We start from the raw sequence: 319 nt of genomic DNA, 5'->3' as shown, positions 1-319 counted from the left end.
CGCAATTACCTGGAATATGTCGATTTCGGCGACGGCGAGGGACAGTATTACGGCTTGCTGGCCGATCCCCGCTGGTGGCGTTCTGTCTGGAACACGATCCTTTTTGCCGCCGTTTCGGTTTCCTTCGAAACTGTCTTTGGCCTCATCATCGCGCTGGTGCTGAACCAGCAATTTCGGGGCCGTGCATTTGTCCGCGCGGCTGTTCTGATCCCGTGGGCGATCCCGACCATCGTTTCAGCCAAGATGTGGGCCTGGATGCTGCATGACCAGTTCGGGATCATCAATGATATGTTCATGGCGCTCGGTCTGATTTCCGAAC

The 319-nt window shown here is 56.1% G+C and carries 1 protein-coding gene; it reads left to right on the top strand.

Translation table 11 applies throughout. The features are described 5' to 3' along the window. The coding region (locus Q5L94_RS13535; protein WP_317498882.1) for a sugar ABC transporter permease at positions 1-319 on the top strand (319 nt) is incomplete at both ends.

Origin of the sequence: Idiomarina sp. Sol25, from assembly GCF_033052775.1 — a bacterium.
Taxonomy (GTDB): domain Bacteria; phylum Pseudomonadota; class Gammaproteobacteria; order Enterobacterales; family Alteromonadaceae; genus Idiomarina.
The sequence above is the reverse complement of the archived record's forward strand: the minus strand, read 5'-3'. Positions and strand labels throughout refer to the sequence as shown.